The 16467-nt window shown below is 33.9% G+C and carries 20 protein-coding genes and 5 pseudogenes; 19 read left to right on the top strand and 6 right to left on the bottom strand.

The features are described 5' to 3' along the window. Positions 1–6 precede the first annotated feature (6 nt). Both NSQ40_RS13870 and NSQ40_RS13865 read right to left on the bottom strand, forming a co-directional pair. Entirely contained in the window at positions 7–354 is a 348-nt protein-coding gene (locus NSQ40_RS13870) for a YkgJ family cysteine cluster protein (RefSeq protein WP_003204653.1), read from the bottom strand. A gap of 437 nt (positions 355–791) precedes the next feature. Next, on the bottom strand, positions 792–1205 hold the full coding sequence (locus tag NSQ40_RS13865) for a hypothetical protein (RefSeq protein ID WP_003204652.1): 414 nt from the start codon (positions 1203–1205) through the stop codon (positions 792–794). A gap of 1092 nt (positions 1206–2297) precedes the next feature. Here NSQ40_RS13865 and NSQ40_RS13860 point away from each other — a divergent pair. The 15 genes and pseudogenes from NSQ40_RS13860 to NSQ40_RS13790 form a co-directional block, all read left to right on the top strand. After that, positions 2298–2486, top strand: a pseudogene (locus tag NSQ40_RS13860) (Holliday junction resolvase RecU); the annotation flags it as partial. A gap of 168 nt (positions 2487–2654) precedes the next feature. Then, the gene (locus tag NSQ40_RS13855; protein WP_003204650.1) at positions 2655–3311 is read left to right on the top strand and encodes a C45 family autoproteolytic acyltransferase/hydolase; all 657 of its coding nucleotides are present in this window, start codon (positions 2655–2657) and stop codon (positions 3309–3311) included. A gap of 138 nt (positions 3312–3449) precedes the next feature. Next, positions 3450–3896: a GNAT family N-acetyltransferase gene (locus NSQ40_RS13850; RefSeq protein WP_003204648.1), complete on the top strand. Its 447-nt coding sequence runs from the start codon at positions 3450–3452 to the stop codon at positions 3894–3896. A gap of 133 nt (positions 3897–4029) precedes the next feature. Beyond that, a pseudogene (locus NSQ40_RS13845) lies at positions 4030–5159 on the top strand (IS3 family transposase). Between the two features lie 74 nt (positions 5160–5233). Next, positions 5234–5614: pseudogene (locus NSQ40_RS13840) on the top strand (hypothetical protein); the annotation flags it as partial. After that, positions 5604–5984: pseudogene (locus NSQ40_RS13835) on the top strand (hemolysin); the annotation flags it as partial. The pseudogenes NSQ40_RS13840 and NSQ40_RS13835, both read left to right, overlap by 11 nt. A gap of 389 nt (positions 5985–6373) precedes the next feature. Beyond that, positions 6374–7087, top strand: coding sequence for a class I SAM-dependent methyltransferase (locus NSQ40_RS13830; protein ID WP_003204635.1), 714 nt, complete (start codon positions 6374–6376; stop codon positions 7085–7087). A 547-nt stretch (positions 7088–7634) separates the two neighbouring features. Next, positions 7635–7973 (top strand): DUF952 domain-containing protein, encoded by a 339-nt coding sequence (locus tag NSQ40_RS13825; protein WP_098187714.1) that lies wholly within the window; start codon positions 7635–7637, stop codon positions 7971–7973. Positions 7974–8066: 93 nt separating this feature from the next. Next, entirely contained in the window at positions 8067–8831 is a 765-nt protein-coding gene (locus NSQ40_RS13820; RefSeq protein ID WP_341286121.1) for a serine hydrolase, read from the top strand. A 21-nt stretch (positions 8832–8852) separates the two neighbouring features. Further along, positions 8853–9269: a GNAT family N-acetyltransferase gene (locus NSQ40_RS13815; RefSeq protein ID WP_018780610.1), complete on the top strand. Its 417-nt coding sequence runs from the start codon at positions 8853–8855 to the stop codon at positions 9267–9269. A 221-nt stretch (positions 9270–9490) separates the two neighbouring features. Beyond that, positions 9491–10084 carry a DUF2441 domain-containing protein gene (locus NSQ40_RS13810; protein ID WP_258248384.1) on the top strand — a complete coding sequence of 198 codons (594 nt, stop codon included), beginning with the start codon at positions 9491–9493 and terminating at the stop codon, positions 10082–10084. 55 nt (positions 10085–10139) lie between these two features. Further along, positions 10140–10754: a DUF4241 domain-containing protein gene (locus tag NSQ40_RS13805; RefSeq protein WP_098187712.1), complete on the top strand. Its 615-nt coding sequence runs from the start codon at positions 10140–10142 to the stop codon at positions 10752–10754. A gap of 91 nt (positions 10755–10845) precedes the next feature. Beyond that, a complete protein-coding gene (locus NSQ40_RS13800) occupies positions 10846–11226 on the top strand; it encodes a GNAT family N-acetyltransferase (RefSeq protein WP_098187766.1) in 381 nt (126 codons plus the stop codon). A gap of 17 nt (positions 11227–11243) precedes the next feature. Beyond that, positions 11244–11630: a ribosomal maturation YjgA family protein gene (locus NSQ40_RS13795; protein WP_018766036.1), complete on the top strand. Its 387-nt coding sequence runs from the start codon at positions 11244–11246 to the stop codon at positions 11628–11630. Between the two features lie 34 nt (positions 11631–11664). After that, the gene (locus tag NSQ40_RS13790) at positions 11665–12594 is read left to right on the top strand and encodes a phosphotransferase enzyme family protein (protein ID WP_258248385.1); all 930 of its coding nucleotides are present in this window, start codon (positions 11665–11667) and stop codon (positions 12592–12594) included. Between the two features lie 98 nt (positions 12595–12692). Here the strand turns inward: NSQ40_RS13790 and NSQ40_RS13785 are convergent, their stop codons facing one another. Both NSQ40_RS13785 and NSQ40_RS13780 read right to left on the bottom strand, forming a co-directional pair. Further along, entirely contained in the window at positions 12693–13145 is a 453-nt protein-coding gene (locus NSQ40_RS13785; RefSeq protein WP_003207285.1) for a GNAT family N-acetyltransferase, read from the bottom strand. Positions 13146–13161: 16 nt separating this feature from the next. Further along, entirely contained in the window at positions 13162–13368 is a 207-nt protein-coding gene (locus tag NSQ40_RS13780; RefSeq protein WP_176545494.1) for a hypothetical protein, read from the bottom strand. A gap of 153 nt (positions 13369–13521) precedes the next feature. On the opposite strand from NSQ40_RS13780, the pseudogene NSQ40_RS13775 reads away from it, so the two are divergent. Further along, a pseudogene (locus NSQ40_RS13775) lies at positions 13522–13632 on the top strand (Thoeris anti-defense Tad2 family protein); the annotation flags it as partial. Continuing rightward, positions 13632–13895 carry a Gp49 family protein gene (locus tag NSQ40_RS13770; protein ID WP_003204615.1) on the top strand — a complete coding sequence of 88 codons (264 nt, stop codon included), beginning with the start codon at positions 13632–13634 and terminating at the stop codon, positions 13893–13895. The pseudogene NSQ40_RS13775 and the gene NSQ40_RS13770, both read left to right, overlap by 1 nt. A gap of 106 nt (positions 13896–14001) precedes the next feature. Here NSQ40_RS13770 and rpiA read toward each other — a convergent pair whose 3' ends face one another. Next, positions 14002–14667 carry a ribose 5-phosphate isomerase A gene (gene rpiA / locus NSQ40_RS13765; protein WP_003204613.1) on the bottom strand — a complete coding sequence of 222 codons (666 nt, stop codon included), beginning with the start codon at positions 14665–14667 and terminating at the stop codon, positions 14002–14004. Positions 14668–14679: 12 nt separating this feature from the next. Beyond that, positions 14680–15000 (bottom strand): 2Fe-2S iron-sulfur cluster-binding protein, encoded by a 321-nt coding sequence (locus tag NSQ40_RS13760; protein ID WP_003204611.1) that lies wholly within the window; start codon positions 14998–15000, stop codon positions 14680–14682. Between the two features lie 145 nt (positions 15001–15145). Here NSQ40_RS13760 and NSQ40_RS13755 point away from each other — a divergent pair, with 145 nt between their 5' ends. Both NSQ40_RS13755 and clpP read left to right on the top strand, forming a co-directional pair. Beyond that, positions 15146–15844 (top strand): RNA polymerase subunit sigma-70, encoded by a 699-nt coding sequence (locus tag NSQ40_RS13755; protein WP_018766035.1) that lies wholly within the window; start codon positions 15146–15148, stop codon positions 15842–15844. Positions 15845–15865: 21 nt separating this feature from the next. Beyond that, positions 15866–16447 (top strand): ATP-dependent Clp endopeptidase proteolytic subunit ClpP, encoded by a 582-nt coding sequence (clpP, locus tag NSQ40_RS13750; RefSeq protein WP_018766034.1) that lies wholly within the window; start codon positions 15866–15868, stop codon positions 16445–16447. Positions 16448–16467 lie beyond the last annotated feature (20 nt).

Genomic DNA, 16467 nt, shown 5'->3' with positions numbered 1-16467 from the left:
AAACCATTAAGAAAAATCTTTCCATGTAAAATCAACACTCAAAATACCAATGGGCTGTTCGTTACTCATATAGTTTTTTGCGGAAACTACTTCCGGTTTGCGAAAACAAACAAGATTGTTGTAATACCCAAATGCTCGGCAAATTATTGGACGTACCGGATGAATACCGCAACGATCGTTTATTTCGTCATAGAAAATACATGTTCCAAAATATCGTTGCTGACTTTTTAAATCTAGGCGTTTTTTTGTAGGCATCGATTTTATCTTCTTCTTTATTTTTTTAAATTCTTCTTCCGTAATTGGAATGGGACCGCAACACATTCCTTTGCAGCCATTACAAGGTGACCCTTCCATTTAATCATCTCCTAAAATAAGTAATTGTTATAATTAATCCAAAAATAAGGGTTTTCTAGTTCAGCAACCAAAAAGAGAGGATTTCATTTTATATTCAGAGAGTTTGGCTTGAATTCTCCTTTCTTATCGTTTTAGAACAACACAAAAAGGTCTTTAGACGCACTTGAAGAAGAATGCTCTTCAAGTGGTTCAAAGACCTTGACCTGCTATTCAAATAAAATACCCGATGTCATTTTTTCTAAAAAAGAAAAGTATCTCTATTATTATTTTAACAGATTTATCACAATATTACAACGATATCCGAATTAAAAGAGATTTCTTAAACATCATTTTTAATTTCTTTAATCTCTGTTAAATATTCAAAGTTTCTTTTCTACACCAGCAAAGGGATAGAAAAGATTTTGAAGCTACCTTTATTGTTTATATAACTCTTACCATTAATTAAATTTAGAAAGAGCGAATTTAGCTGTAAAATTCATTTTCTTCATAAATGAAGAATTCACTCCTGCTTGAAATTGTACAGAAATATTACCGTCTTTTTGCGCTTCGAATACGCGTCCATAAGGTGAATTAGCATTGTATGTACCAATTACTTGATTGTCTGCGTCAAAGACTGTGTAAGAAATCGGGAATCCTGAATTATTTACAAAGACTGTAAGGTCTTCTCCTTTTTTAAGATTAAAAGATTCTTTTTGAGACACTTCATATGAACTCAGAGAATAATATTTAGTAACCTCTTGAATTTCTAAATCCATAGTTGCTGCACTAGCTTTCGGAACTTCTAACCCTGGTAAATTCATACCCGAAAGTACTGCTACTCCTAATGCTCCTGCTAAAATGGCTTTTTTCATAATTCTAACTCCTCCTTTAATATTCTTTCATAAAATAGTTACAATAAGTAAATGTAAAATCTACTTACTGTAACTGTTATAGTTACAATGATAATTATTTTCAATAGGAAGTGGTATGCAATTTTGCATACAGAGGTATCACTACATGTCCATAAAGCTAACAGAACAGATTATCCCAAAAACGATAATGTCGGTGTGAAGTGCTACATGGGCTTTTCCGAATCGTGAAATTTGTAAAACATGTGCTTAAATTGATGTTAAATAATACCACACTGAAAATATTCATAAATAAAGGACGTATACGACGATGAAACAACCAGTGAATTTTAAATGGGAGCATTATGAGCCGGATATTCTTATAGAGCTACTAGACAAGCGAATAAAAAAACTCCATCCTATGAAGTCCTAAAGTTGTTGAGAGATAGGGCTTCATAGGATGAAGTTACTTTGCGAGAGGATTAAGTGTGCAAAAAATTTTGTTAAACGAATCCTAAAGGGAGTAAGAGGCATTCGTTTAAAAGAATTTACCTCGCAAAAAATATTAACATAGGCCTGCCGGTGAAGATGTGATAAAAATTACAGAGTTAATAAAAACCTCATTTTGTACAAAACAAAACCCTAGTTTCCTAGGGTAATGGATATAACAACCCGATTTAATCTAGCTTCTATATTATAAGGTGTAATCACAATGGTTATTAATGGTAAATGCGACCGAAAAGAGCAGCTAGCAAAAGCTAACTGCTCAAGGCTCTCCAGGGGGACAGAGAAATTATTATGGTATCTATAGTATTGACGGAATATTGAAACTTATTCACGGGATAGTATTATTTATTATGTAAGTAATAAGATACAATTCCTATAAGAACTAAAGACTCACATGTAATCGCAAATATATTTTTTTGTGGTTTTCGCAAATCACTTATCAATGATAATACTGCACCGATTCCTATAATAATCAAAAAAATAAGACTGTATATATCAAGCATTTTCTTCACTCCTGATGTTTGAATAATTCAATTATATAATAATTACCGTTTTGTGGGAATTGTTGTTTGACAGAATAATCCTCTTAATAGACAGTAAGAAAGAATAATGGACTTAGGAAATCGAGGGATGCATTTTGAAATGCTTATCAATCTATCGAATGAAATGCACCAAAGAGATAGATTGGCGCGTATAAACAAGCCATCAGACTCTTGTGAAGGTGTTAAAAAGTAAAGGTGGACGAATGGAATCTATGAAGCTAAAAGTACAGTAGACTACGATGGTGTGTATAAAGGATGAGCTATAGCACTTGAAGCTAAGTCAACAGAGGGTCCTACACGAAAGAAAAATGCAATCCGATTGATACTTTTTTAGGAATGATTTGGAAAGTTGAATTGTCAGATTAATGTGTTTTTCGGTTATAATGGAACTTATTTGAGTATGTAGTTTTAGAATAAAATGTAATTGAGAATTGGAAAACAACAAGCATTAGAATATCCTGAGAATGCAAACGTTAAGGGAATTTTTCTAAGAGAACAATCTTATTCTGACAAAGCATATCTTGAAATGAGATCCCAAATCGAAGAGTATTGTCCGGGATTAAATGAGGAATTAGAGGGTTTTGCGGAAGGGTTTGGTTATCAACCAAATCAATTAAAGTTTTATAACGATGCCTGGTTAATACCTGGAGGGTGTAGTCTAGGTGCAATTTCCCCCAAAAAAATGTCTGATGGTAAAACATATGTATTACGAAACTACGACCTCTCTCCTGATATTTCGGATATGCGCCTTTGTAAAGTAGATGGAAGATACACTCATACCGGTTTCTCCGTTTCTACATTTGGTCGAAGTGAAGGATTAAACGAGAAAGGTTTATGTGTAGTGTTTGCTTCGTGTGGTATGCCGATAGGTAAATATCCAGGTATGAGAGAGCCAGTAGTTACGGGGTTACAGTTTATGGTGGTTGTTAGAGCCATACTAGAGACGTGTAAAAATACTGAAGAAGCCGTCTATGCGGTGAAAAACATGCCTGTGGGAACGAATATGAATTTACTTTTAGCGGATGCAAATGGTGAGGCAGCTTTAGTTGGAACATATGACGGGGTTAAATATATTATTTAGAAGGTTAAATCCTAATGTTAAGAAGGTATTGTCTATGCAAAAGGAATTGGTATTTTTAGGGTGTAAATATGAGGGAAAAACGTTTTAATAGCCCAAAAGCTACGTGGTTCCCTTCTATATTCGAAAGGAGTATCCATATTGAACAAACTATCTTTAAAACCCATTGACAAAAGTAATTGGGAAGAGGCTATAAAATTATCAGTAAAAGAAGAACAACGCACATTTATCGCCTCCAATCTTTATTCTATTGCAGAGGTTCAATTTTTAGATAATTTCTATGCAAATGGTATATATCTTGATAATAAGCTAATAGGATTTGCGATGTTTGGAATAGACTCTGATGATAATAATTATTGGATTTATAGACTAATGATTGATAAAGAGTACCAGGGACAAGGTATAGGTATACAGGCTATATTTCTCATTATTGAAAAGATAAGAAGTATTAATAATAAAAATATTCCTCTAATCATGATTGGATATAATCCTAAAAATCTTTCAGCAAAAATTGCTTATAGGAAAGCTGGATTTGTTGAAACTGAAGTATCATCTTGGGGTGAACAATTGGCGAAGTTTACCTTATAGGGGCACTATACATGCCCATCAACTTAAGAAATTGGTTGTTCCCCAAAACGAAAAAGTGGATAGGCTACACTGAACTAGACAAAAAAATTAAGGTCAAGTAGACTACAACTAATATATTTGAGGAGAATCTACTATGACGAAAAATAAAAGAGAAAGAAGAACCTTTACAGCGGAATTTAAGCACCAAATGGTTCAACTGTATCAAAATGGTAAACCAAGGAAAGACATTATTAAGGAATATGGATTAACACCATCATCATTGGATCGGTGGATCAAACAAAATCATACATCTGGCTCGTTTAAAGAGAAAGATAATAAGACCGCTGAACAAATAGAATTGGAAGCGTTGAGAAAACAAAACAAACAGCTTCTTATGGAAAATGATATTTTAAAGCAAGCGGCGCCGATACTAGGACGAAAGTAAAAGTAGTGAAGAATAACCTACATAAATACTCGATATCAGCAATGTGCAATGTCCTACAATTATCAAGAGCGACGTATTATTATGAGGCAAAACAAGCACAAGATACAGTAGATGAATTGTCACCACTCGTGAAAGAAATCTTCCGAGAGAGCCGCCAGAACTATGGAACACGAAAGATAAAAGTGGAATTAAAGAAGTTAGGATATGTGATTTCACGTCGACGTATTGGGTGAATCATGCAGAACCAAGGTTTAGTATCGAACTATACGATTGCACAGTTTAAGCCGAAGAGAGTTAGCTGTAATGAAGAAAACATTTCAAACGAACTTAATCGTCAGTTCAACCAACAAGAAGAGCTAGCTGTAGTCGTAAGTGATTTAACATACGTCCGTGTGAACAAAAAGTGGAATTACGTATGTTTATTAGTCGATCTCTTTAATCGAGAAATCATATATCATAGCGCAGGCCAAAAGAAAGATGCCGAGCTTGTTTCACAAGCTTTCGCAACGGTGAAAACAAACTTAAATCGGATTACCTTATTTCATACAGATCGAGGAAATGAGTTCAAAAACAAGCTGATTCATGACACGTTAGAGGCCTTCAAAATCCAGCGTTCATTAAGTGCGAAAGGATGTCCATACGATAATGCAGTAGCGGAAGCAACCTACAAAGTCTTTAAAACAGAGTTCGTTCGTGATCGTCATTTCGCAAGTTTAGAAGAATTGATTTTAGAATTGAACGACTACGTAAACTGGTTTAACAATGTTAGAATCCATGGCACACTAGGCTATTTGAGCCCTGTTCAGTACAGACAGGAACACCTTAAAAAAATTGTCTAGTTTCGTGTTGACATACCAAACTTCTTGTTTTGGGAATCTTTTAATAGACCATTATTAAAGAGAGGAGATATGTTATGGATGCTAAAACTTTTGACAAGCTTCAGACATTACGTAGATATAAAGAGCCAATACCAGCAGTACTGCGGACAGTGAAGCGTACTGATAAGGATAATCCTGATACTGAATATGCAGAGTTTGCACTTGAGAGTGGGAAAATTATAGGCATTTGTAAAAAAGAGGATTTTTCAGATCATGCGTTTAAAGGTATTACCCAGTTGACAGGTCATATCTTTCCTGTCATTATTACACAAATGTCTGATGAGATAGATGTAAATAAAGTGCAAGTTTCTGTAAAAGAGGTGAACCGAAGAGCTGCTGATTCCTTTATTCGTGAATTAATCGAATTAGAAGAAAATGATAAACTGCAGGAACCAACCTATATAGGTGGGTATAGCAAGAAGTAAGTTATCAACTTTAGAGCCGAAATTAGCACAATTACGTAAGACTTTAGATTATAAACTAACATTAAATCGTGTAGTTGGAGTTGCGTTTAATAATATTAGTGAGATGCATAGTGCGATTGATAAAGCTATTAATGATCTTACTTATATGTCCGCGCAATGGCACGATTTAGATTCTAAATATTCGGGAGTAATGGGATATATTGATAATACAGCTCAAAAAGCTGATCAAAATAAATTTAAATTCTTAAAACCTAACTTGGATGCGGCTAAAGACAGTTGGAAAACAGTAAGAACAGATGCGTTCATATTAAAAGAAGGGATAAAAGAATTAAAAATGCAACCCGTCACTCCGCAAAAATAAGGCATGTGCTTATTTTCTTACTACTAGTAATGGAATTTATGTAAATTATCAAAGAAACATCTTTATTTAATGAGAATGTATAGCTACTCCATTTGTAATATTATCGCAATAATTGTAATGATAATTCTGAAAAATAGAAATCAAATTCCAATTCTAAGGGTATTTCTAATTGTTTGATTGGATTTTCAGAAAGAGTAAGGTAAATACTTTTAAAATAATATAAAAGGAGAATTAGGTGCATTTATGCGTGTTAAATTAGCATAAATAGGCATATGTAGAGAGTTCAAACTTATTTGAATTTAAAGTATTGTTAACCCCGATGAAACACGAAACATTCTAATTGTTAGTACAATTAGAATATAAGATTTAATTGGAAAGAAGGGGTTATTATGAAAGAAACAATTAGTAGTTATGAAGATTTATTGGATATGTTAGATTCGTTATTGCGTGAACCAACTCAATTTTGGGATGATTTTTATTCTAATCGTGAAAAAGGAGTTCCCTTTTTTACTAATAAACCAGATGAGAACTTAGTTAATTATTTCGAGAAAAAATTACTTAATCCAGGAAAAGTTCTTGAACTCGGATGCGGTCCAGGCAGGAATGCAATTTACTTTGCTGAAAAAGGATGCTTAGTTGATGCAGTAGATCTATCGCAGGAATCAATTCATTGGGCAACCGAACGGGCAAAAGAAAAAAATGTAAATATAAATTTTATTTATAACAATATCTTTGACTTACAAATTGAAGAGGGTACATACGATATTGTGTATGATTCAGGATGCTTTCATCATATTGCTCCGCACAGAAGAATGAGTTATATAAATTTGGTGAAAAAGGCTTTAAAACCAGGTGGTTATTTTGCAATCACTTGTTTTGTTCAAGGTGGAGAATTAGGTGGAGCAGACATAACAGATTGGGAAGTATACAAACTGCAAAGTCTTAAAGGTGGATTAGGTTTTACAGATAAAAAACTTAGAGCCATCTTTAAAGACTTTTCTGAAGTAGAAATACGTAGAATGAAAGAGATAAAACAATCGAATAAAGTATTTGGTGTCTCTGGACTTTGGACAGCCCTATTCACGAAAAATTCCACTGAATAGTAAAAAATGTTTTCTAAAGAATTTATATCCGTTATTTAAAAATTCGCATTTTACAATGTCCACAAAAGAGTGTTATGGGGTATAATTAATATAATCTTTCAGATGAGGTGAAGAAGATGACCTTCCGTATGGTTCAAAGTAACTAGTTTTCGGGCTGGAAAAAACGCGTACCAGCCATCAAGGGAGAAGTCTGTCCTTTTTCGGAAATGAAAACTATACGTCGCGGTAGTTACCGTTATCATCAAACGAGGGTACGGGATTGTTTGATTAACAAGCCTCAGAACCTTAGTTTTTACACTCTTTTGGAAGGTGGATATACAATATGAATGAATTAGATTACAAAAGCCGATTTCCATAGTTTAGGAGAACGGCTTTTTTCGTGGGGTACCTGGTGCTATCTAATTAAGAGATTCGGGATCCAAAAAGCAAAATAATTTCGTTTTGTGGGCATTTTAAAATCTGAGGTTGATGGGCATTGGCGTTACCCCGTAACGAGCGGGAAAATCCTCTTAATGTTTCTATAAAGTAGGGAAGAAAGAGATTGACTATGATTACAAAGGTAATGGAAAAAAGTGAATGGGAAGTAGCAAAAGCAAAAGGAAACATAATGGAAGCTTCACTGATGCAAGAAGGGTGTATTCATTGTTCTTTTTTAGAACAATCTCTTCAAGTGGCAGAAAAGCATTTTAGTACTGAAATGGAGTTAGTATTACTTGTAATTAATCCGTCGTTAGTTGAGGCGGAGATAAAATATGAATTGGCTTCTAATGGTCAAAACTATCCACATATATACGGAACCGTAAATGCTAATGCTGTTGTGAAAGTAGTAGAACTTCAGAAAGAAAATGGCGGCTATGTTTTACCAGTAGAGTTGGAACAAAAATAGTAGAATGCATTTGTTAACCTCATAAAAGGATTTTTGATTCGTATTATCGAAATACTGAAAGGGATAAAAACGAAATCGAGAAGAGGCGTAAAAATGGAGGAAGTAATCAAGAAAATAAAGGAGATAAAATCAGGTCAAGTAGGTATAGTTGCTTATTCGGCAGAAAGACAAAATATTGTCGCTTTATATAATGATGATATATTGGTTCCACTAGCGTCTGCCGCAAAGGTTGCAATTGGATTTGCTGTAGCTAAAATGGTTGAAGAGAATGAAGTTCGCTGGAGTGATGAAATCGAAAATATCGAATTTAATCCGAAAGAAGATAGTAAAGAAATATACCCACATTTACAAAGAAGAACCGTATTAACACTCAAAGATGCTGTAGAAGTAATGATTGCATGTCATGACAATTGTATTGCACAATCTGTTGTCAACTTTTGCGGTGGATGGGAAGAAGTAAATAGGAGAATTCAATGTTCTTTTTCAAAGATTTATATTACGAAAGACCCAAGGGATATGGAAAATGTTGGGAAATTAAAACAAGTTCTTAAACTTTTAATTCGTATATTCCAAGGATATGAATTGAATCCGGTGCTATGGGAACCAATTATAAATGGAATGGTGAGACAACAAGGACAATATGAAGGAATACCAGGGTACCACTTAGCCCATATGACAGGTGGGTTACCTACAGCTGTTATAAATATCGGTATACTAGGAACGTTTTATGAAAAACCATTGCTTTATGTGATTGGCGGAATGGAGTTACCAAATCGTTATGAAAATCAAGAAGCTGATATGAAAATAAAAGAAACATTGCAATGTTTGTATAAAGAGCATACAGAATGCTATATATAGTGATGAGAAAGGAGAATAGACTTGAAAATTATACAACAAAATAACTCAAAAGATAGCGAATATATTAAAAATAAAGTAATCCAATACAATATGTCTGTACTATCAGATGAAGTAAAAAGCCCATTAGAACATGTAAGTTTTCTATTAAAAGACGATGTTGGCAAAATATTTGGGGGCATAACAGGCACAATATATTTCTATCACCTTCATATTGATTTTTTATGGGTGGATGAGTCAGTACGTCATGAAGGATATGGTAGTCAACTATTAAATGAAATCGAAGAAATTGCCAAAGAGAAAAACTGTAGACTTATATTACTTGATTCATTTAGTTTTCAAGCACCTGAATTTTACAAGAAACATGGTTACAGAGAGTTTGGCGTAGTGGAAGATCATCCTAAAGGGTATAGTCAGCATTTTTTAGAGAAACGTTTATAAGTATAATATAATAATGTTATGTAAATTAATTTTCGGGATATATAATCATGCATTGTAACCAGTTACGCAATTAAGAGCAGATAAGAGGAGAAAAAGAAATGGAATCAACACGTACATACTGTCTTTCAAAAAAGCAACTGAAACTAACTCTTCTTTGCGGACAAGAGTGATGGAAAGTACATAATATAGTCAATATGATGAAGACCAATAGGAGACAGACCATGAAAGAGAACGAATTGTATGTTTATCACATTGTTACTAGGAAAAAAATGATTCTTGGGCAGATAATTAACTTTGACAAGAACAAAAACAATACCTTATATCGCTTCTTTTTTGAGAGAGAACAATTGAATTCTAAAGGCGAAGACTGTATTCAGATTTTACAAGATCATTATACAAATGAAGGCTTGAACATGAATAAAGAAAATGCCGAAGTAGCTATAAAGTATGTAGACCAAACAATCAGAGCTATTAGAGAAGTGATAGTAGAAATGGTTAGACTACAAGAATATCCGGAATATCCTTCAAGATTGTCTTGCTTATACGCTGCGAAAAGCTATGAAGATGCTTTGAAATGGAAAGAATTATTTAATTCTTATAGTCGGAAAGTTTTGCGGATTGTTAAACTTCGAGTTATTGGGAATTCTTTTGAGGGGGATGGAAACCTTTTACCAAAGGAAGATGGTGTTCCTTTCTCTCGAAAAATTGAACAAGCTAAAGAATATTGGAAGGGTAATGTAAAAAACGAGCTTCCAGAGCTTTTGATTAACGGAAAAATTGAAGTGGTAGAAATTATTGATGATTTCTCAGCTTAAATTCTAGGAAAGTTGTATAGTCTAATAATAAGAGAATGAAGGGAAGAGAAACATTATGTCAAAGCTACTACATGAATTATCTAAACTGGATAGTGAAGTCCTACGTCCTGAAGTATTAGACCATTTAAAAGTTACTTCAGGTAAAATGGTTGCTTGTGATCCTCTTATTTTTAATAAAAATCACTTCGAACAAACAATTCAGCCCGGCACATATCCAATTGTTGCTTGGTTGAACGAGGAAGATGGTGTAATTGCTGGTGCTGAATTGAAAGTATCAGAAGCAAAAGTGACAGAATGGAAGATGGCAATAAAGCCAGGACAGAATGTAAGTGAACTAAAGGAAGGATATATTTTTGGGTATCCAGTTGATACGGGACTAGGGTGTTTTGCAGATGTGGAAGCAATTGATAAGTTAGAAGAAATAGAAAATAGATTACAACAAGAGCTAGGAGAAGAATTCATTAGTTTGTATGATGATTTGATAGACGACGTACTAACAGAACATGATGATGAGTGGGGAAATTGTGTAGTATGTGAGGAAACAGGAAGTAATATTATTATGTTCCGATCAGGTTATGGTGATGGTTTTTATCCTTCCTATTGGGGATTTGATGAGAATGGGAAAATTGTTTCGCTTGTTACTGATTTTAACGTATTGTATGAGGAATAAATGAATAATGGTATAGGGGTTTTGAATAGTAGAGGAGGGTGTGGAAATCAGAAAGGCACGTTTAGATGATGTACATGATTTAGCTATGTTAATGAAACATCTTGGTTATCCAACAACTATAGAAAAAATGAAAGTAAGACTTCAAAATATTTTTTCTCACCCAGATTACTATACGTTGGTAGCAGAAGAAAATGAGCGTGTTATTGGAATGATTGGCTTATGTACAGGCATACTTTACACTGAAGATGGAATATACGCTCGCATTATTGCATTAGTAGTAGATGAAGAGTTTCGAAATCAAGGAATAGGAAAAAGTTTAATAGAAGCAGCAGAGAAATGGGCGATGGAACAAGGGATAGATTCGATTTGTTTAAATAGTGGGAATCGTGAGGAAAGACACCATGCGCACCAATTTTATAAATGTATGGGATACGTTGAAAAAAGTACAGGGTTTGTAAAACGTTTTGTGTAATAAGAAAGGACTTCATAATGAGTTATAAACGAAATAGGTTGCTGTATGCAATCTTGACAATAATAGTAGTTATTTTAGGATTGGCATCAAGGAAATTTGCTTATGCTTTACCTAATCTATTAAATGCATATTTAGGGGATGCACTGTGGGCTCTCATGATTTTTATTGGATTTGGATTCCTTTTTCATAAAATGAAGACTAAAAAGATCGCGTTTTTAAGTTTACTATTTTGTTATGGTATTGAAATCAGTCAATTATATCATGCGGATTGGATAGATAATATTCGTGCAACGACTTTAGGGGGACTTGTATTAGGGTATGGTTTTTTGTGGAGTGATTTATTAGCTTATACAATTGGAGTTGGAATGGGTATGCTTTGTGAATTAATGTTTCGAAAAGTATAAAAGGCTTCGGATTTCATAAAGGGGTATATGTACAATGGAACACATATTAGATATTACAAATTTTTGGTTTCAAGACGAGCAAGTAACAGCAGAAGCAATCCAACCGAAAGTAACGAAGATTATAAGGAATAAGCAAAATTATATATTAAAAGAAAAAGGTTCGATAAAGCAGTTGTTGGCTGAAACAAATGTATTAAATCAACTTGCACAAAAAGGAATTAGAATACAAAGGCTTTTGAAGACGAGAGGCAACGAAAGCTATATTTTACAAGATGATAAATATTATTGTATGTATGAGTATGTAGAGGGAAATGTTGTAGAAGTCAAACGCGTTGAAAATCTTAAAGTGTTAAGTAATACTATTGGAAATGAAGTTGCTAAGTTACATCAGGCACTTTGTTCCACAAATCATGTAGACGAATTTGTGGAACGTAATTTGTACAATGTAATTTATGATTGGGCCACACCTATTTTGAAAAGCAGTGAGCAAGTTCATCCTGAGCTCATTCAAACTATGAACCAGCTGCAAAAAGACTTTAAAGACTCCATTACGCTGTTACCAAGGCAACTCATTCATCGAGATATGCATTTATCTAACTTAATCTTTAAGGAAGATGAGTTTCAAGGATTTATAGATTTTGAACTTGTAGAAATAAATGTGAGAGTGTTTGATTTGTGCTACTGTTTCACTAGTATTTTAAGCGAAGTATTTTGTGATGAACAATTAAGAAGTGACTGGTTATATATTGTTCGAAATATTTTTGAGGGATACCATAAACAGAATTCTTTATCAGAAGCAGAAATTCAGGCGATTTGGTATGTAATGCTAGGTATTCAAGTCATCTTCATTACTTATTTTGTTCAATCAGCAGAATTATTAAAGTTAAATGAAGAAATGTTCTTTTGGATTTTAACAAATAAAGAGGCGATTGAAGAAACAATAAAGGGAGTAGAGATAGTTTAAGAGACGACAATGTATAGATGAAAGAATTGATAGAGTATATTATAAATGAATCGTTTTAAAATCTCCTTTATATAGTGCAGAAAGGGGATTTTACTTTATTATTTACTAACTTCTTTAATCGATAAATCCTTTGTCATAAGAATATGCGGAATACCGTCTTCCATAAATACGTCTGAAGAAGTATGATAGCCTAGTTTGTTATAAAACCCTTCTGCATGTGTTTGCCCATGTAATTTAACTTTGGATATTTCTTTTTCTCTAGCAATCTCTTCTAATGTTTGAATAATTACTTTGCCTAAACCATGTTTTCGATAAGGTTGTAATATGCAGATTCTTTCTAGTTTACCAATGTTATCGACGAATCTTATGCGTCCAGTCCCTACAGGTATTTCATTAAAATAAACTAAAATATGATGACATACATCATTTAATTTATCGAATGTATCAAATTCATCTTCCAGAGGAACACCTTGTTCTTTGACAAACACTTCTTTTCGAATTTGAAAGGCAGTTTCTAAGTCAGCTATTTCTTTTATTTGTTTTGATTTCAACTTATTCAGTCCTTTCTTATATGATGGGAATATAAAGATACTGTTTTATATCGAGAAGCCCATTTTTTGGTTTTTTTCCTGTCTTTGGACCTGACTCAATATCGATAATAATACACCACTTGAAACTCTTTTTCGAATTGTATGCACTTGCTTCATCTAATTTTGAATGACGTTGTAAGCTTAGTTTTAATTTTATTGCTATGAAAATTACATGTTTGGACATATTAGCGATTGAATTAATTTTATCATATATGAATTCGGAGAATGAGCAGAGGGCGGTAAGAAACCACATTAGGACAAAAGACCAATGGAATTCATATAGACGGTCAACGGTGTATTAGTGTCGTGGTCTTTATAAAACAAGCATAGAGGACATAATGTCTCATATGTTGCATATATTGCAATGAAAACAGTACAAGAACATTTTGTTCCTTGGTTAGCTTCACCAACTGATATGTTAGCAGAAGATTGGGAGGTTGTTGAATAATGGATAATACGGTAACTCAACAGGATATTGATAATATTTTAGAGAAAACTCAATGGACAGTAGAAGAATTTCATGGCAAATGTACAGTCGTAGTTGCGAAATTGCCAAATGGATTTATTTTAACTGAATCCAGCGCATGTGTTGACTCTGCTGATTATGATATGGATATTGGTATGGAATGCTGTAAAGAACGAATTGTAAATAAGATTTGGGAATTAGAAGAATATAGATTGCAATGTGAATTAGCTAAATTAGTTAAGTAAGTCGCTATTAGTGAAGTGATCTCAAAAAGTTAGACAGGTTACTTCATTAGTCAAAACTAAAGGGCATGGGCTTCGTATTGTACCGGGCTCATGCCCTTTAGTTTTGTCATAATACTTTTATTCCTTTTTCAGTTGCAATAATCGCTTTATTTACCATATTAATAAATAAACCAGTTTCAATTACACCAGTTACTATTTTTACCTGCTGATGAGTTTCGATTGGGTTCGTTATTTGGTTTGGAAAAACACAATCTAAGATCATATTGCCATTGTCTGTTATAAATGGTTGATTATTTTGGGTACGTAAAATCGTCTGGCAACCAAAGGATTGAATTCGTTTTGCAGTTTGCTCCCAAGCGAACGGTACGATTTCAATAGGAAGAGGAAAGGTACCTAAATCTTTTACCAGTTTTGATTCATCAGCGATTATAATGAGTTTTTGGGAAGAAGTGGCGACTATTTTTTCACGTAGAAGAGCGCCGCCGCCCCCCTTAATTAAATGTAGATTGGGGTTAATCTCGTCTGCACCATCAATCGTGAGATCAAGGTAATCAACGTCACTTAAAGGAATTAAAGGGATAGAAAGCTGCACTGCTAATTTCTGAGTTTCTATTGATGTTGGTACAGCTTGAATCGTTAAACCTTCGCTGATTAGCTGTCCTAATTTTTGTATTGTCCAATATACAGTAGAACCAGTACCAAGGCCGATTTTCATCCCGTCTTTTACAAAATCAGCAGCATATTCACCAGCTAAGCGTTTTAAATCCGTCATTCTGTTGCCTTTTCATTCTACAGGCCGTGGCCCAGCATCTAATCCGGAATTTTCAACTGTTAATATGGGACGAACGGTGAGATCAGTATGTACATGCATTTGACATGATAATCGCAAATGATCTTCAATGCCTTTTTCAGTAATAGCATTCTTCTCAACATGTGTAGGTTCACAAAAATCTCCAGCTATGATTTCGACACGGCAAGTGGTACAACGTGCTTTTCCACCGCAGCGGTGAAGAATATGGATACCATTATCTACAAGTGCTAGTACTAATTTCGTTCCTTCTTTGACATCAAATGTTCCGCTGCCTACAACGGTTAATTTTGGCATATTGTTGCCTCCTCATGTAAAATTCTACATAACATATTTATGACCCCACATTTACAAACATAAACATTAAATTTTTTTATGTGCCCCGTAACTTTTTGATTTGTTCAATCGTTAATTAAGTAAGCGCTGAAAAGGAGTGGTTATTTTGTGCACAAAAGTAACTCAAATGTTAAAAAATCATATCGATATGAATCATTCAAATATAAACTTTATCATTGAAAATTATGCGGAGTTAAAAAGGTACTGTACCTTTTTAACAAAAAGCAAATGGGATGGGGAAGACCTGGCCCAAGAAACGGTTTGTAAAGTACTTCAAAAATATATAGGTGTAGAACATAAAGATGTTTGTATTACGCTTCTATATAAAATCGCTCGAAATCAATGGCTCGATCAAATGAAAGCAAAATCAGCTAAGAAGAAATTAGAGCAGGAGATTACATTTGAAGAACCACATGAAAAAATTGCTGATTTGCATGAGATGGCGGAGAAAGTCTTGTCTTTATTAAATGTACAGCAATCCGTTATCTTCTTGTTAAAAGATGTTTTTCAATACAGCTTATCAGATATTGCGGAAATATGTTCAATCTCAGAAGGCGCAGTGAAGGCTTCGTTGTTTCGTAGTAGAAATAGATTGAAAACGGTAAGTGAAGAAGAGGAGATTGAATTAGCCGGGCAGGATGATGACGTTGAAGTAGTTGTAACAGCTATTCGTGAACAAAAACCAGAATTGTTAACAAGACTTCTTCCAACAATCGACTTTACACATCTATCATCTAAGCAGCCTGTGTTATTATTCAATACAAAAACACCTTCTTCTTACGGTTATATGCTATGCGCAGCTTAAAAAGTAGATGGAGGGATTATGATGAATACAATTCCGTATGTTGTAGAGCAAACAAAGCTAGGAGAACGCTCCTATGATATATATTCAAGGTTGTTAAAAGACCGTATTGTCATGATTGGATCAGAAATTAATGATCAAGTAGCAAGCAGTGTAGTGGCACAGTTATTATTTTTAGAAGCAGAAGATGCGGAGAAGGATATTTTTCTTTATATCAATAGTCCAGGAGGCTCAACTACAGCGGGATTTGCGATATTAGATACAATGAATTTGATTAAACCTGATGTTCAAACGCTTTGTATGGGCTTCGCAGCTTCATTTGGAGCGCTATTATTACTCGCTGGAGCGAAAGGGAAAAGGTTTGCGCTTCCAAATAGTGAAATTATGATTCATCAGCCGCTTGGCGGAGTGAAAGGGCAAGCGACAGAGATCGAAATAACTGCAAAACGAATATTAAAGTTAAAACATGATATTAATAAAATTATATCAGATCGAACAGGTCAACCAGTTGAAAAGGTAGCTCTTGATACAGAAAGAGACTACTTTATGACTGCGGAAGAAGCTAAAATATATGGTATTGTCGATGCTGTTATTGAAAAAAAATAACTTAAAATAGGCCAGAGAAC

The sequence above is a fragment of the Bacillus sp. FSL K6-6038 genome, assembly GCF_038050455.1.
Taxonomy (GTDB): domain Bacteria; phylum Bacillota; class Bacilli; order Bacillales; family Bacillaceae_G; genus Bacillus_A; species Bacillus_A pseudomycoides.
This window is presented reverse-complemented; position numbering and strand designations above follow the sequence as displayed.

Excerpts from the sequence above, each read along its gene's own strand:
- NSQ40_RS13790 (WP_258248385.1), top strand. The coding sequence starts at position 11,665 with ATGGAACACATATTAGATATTACAAATTTTTGGTTTCAAGACGAGCAA.
- NSQ40_RS13820 (WP_341286121.1), top strand. The coding sequence starts at position 8,067 with ATGGAGGAAGTAATCAAGAAAATAAAGGAGATAAAATCAGGTCAAGTA.
- NSQ40_RS13865 (WP_003204652.1), bottom strand. The coding sequence starts at position 1,205 with ATGAAAAAAGCCATTTTAGCAGGAGCATTAGGAGTAGCAGTACTTTCG.
- NSQ40_RS13800 (WP_098187766.1), top strand. The coding sequence starts at position 10,846 with ATGAAACATCTTGGTTATCCAACAACTATAGAAAAAATGAAAGTAAGA.
- NSQ40_RS13870 (WP_003204653.1), bottom strand. The coding sequence starts at position 354 with ATGGAAGGGTCACCTTGTAATGGCTGCAAAGGAATGTGTTGCGGTCCC.
- clpP (WP_018766034.1), top strand. The coding sequence starts at position 15,866 with ATGAATACAATTCCGTATGTTGTAGAGCAAACAAAGCTAGGAGAACGC.
- NSQ40_RS13825 (WP_098187714.1), top strand. The coding sequence starts at position 7,635 with ATGATTACAAAGGTAATGGAAAAAAGTGAATGGGAAGTAGCAAAAGCA.
- NSQ40_RS13770 (WP_003204615.1), top strand. The coding sequence starts at position 13,632 with ATGGATAATACGGTAACTCAACAGGATATTGATAATATTTTAGAGAAA.
- NSQ40_RS13780 (WP_176545494.1), bottom strand. The coding sequence starts at position 13,368 with ATGTCCAAACATGTAATTTTCATAGCAATAAAATTAAAACTAAGCTTA.
- rpiA (WP_003204613.1), bottom strand. The coding sequence starts at position 14,667 with ATGACGGATTTAAAACGCTTAGCTGGTGAATATGCTGCTGATTTTGTA.
- NSQ40_RS13830 (WP_003204635.1), top strand. The coding sequence starts at position 6,374 with ATGAAAGAAACAATTAGTAGTTATGAAGATTTATTGGATATGTTAGAT.
- NSQ40_RS13805 (WP_098187712.1), top strand. The coding sequence starts at position 10,140 with ATGTCAAAGCTACTACATGAATTATCTAAACTGGATAGTGAAGTCCTA.
- NSQ40_RS13795 (WP_018766036.1), top strand. The coding sequence starts at position 11,244 with ATGAGTTATAAACGAAATAGGTTGCTGTATGCAATCTTGACAATAATA.
- NSQ40_RS13760 (WP_003204611.1), bottom strand. The coding sequence starts at position 15,000 with ATGCCAAAATTAACCGTTGTAGGCAGCGGAACATTTGATGTCAAAGAA.
- NSQ40_RS13810 (WP_258248384.1), top strand. The coding sequence starts at position 9,491 with ATGAAAGAGAACGAATTGTATGTTTATCACATTGTTACTAGGAAAAAA.